The organism is Psychroflexus sp. MES1-P1E (assembly GCF_002836055.1).
GTDB lineage: Bacteria > Bacteroidota > Bacteroidia > Flavobacteriales > Flavobacteriaceae > Psychroflexus.
Genome location: NZ_PJBS01000048.1, coordinates 1 through 356 on the forward strand (window position 1 = coordinate 1; position 356 = coordinate 356).

At 33.1% G+C, this 356-nt stretch carries 1 pseudogene; it reads right to left on the bottom strand.

Annotation, left to right across the window (positions count from 1 at the left end):
- Window positions 1-314 (bottom strand): annotated as a pseudogene (locus CXF67_RS00270) (IS3 family transposase); the annotation flags it as partial.
- Between the last annotated feature and the right edge of the window lie 42 nt (window positions 315-356).

The window sequence follows — 356 nt, forward strand, 5'->3', positions numbered from 1 at the left end:
TCTGTAACGATTGCTAGATAATTGTGTCCATTGTCCGTTTTAATGTATGTTATATCACTCACCCATAGCTGTTCTGGTCGATTAGGAACTTGGTCTTTAATCAGGTTTTTATACTTTCTAAATTGATGATTGGAATTCGTTGTTGTCACGTAGTTTTTAAGCTTAGGAACTAAAAGATTGTGCAGTCTCAATACATCGTATAGTTTATCTCTACCAATTTTAATGTCCTGATTTATAAAACCTTGTTTAAGTTCTGCATAAAGCTTAATTCCACCAGTTCTCTGCCCAACTACTTTACGATAATCTTGAATCATTCTGATAATTTTCTCATCGTTTAGTTGTTTGTTTTCTTGTGC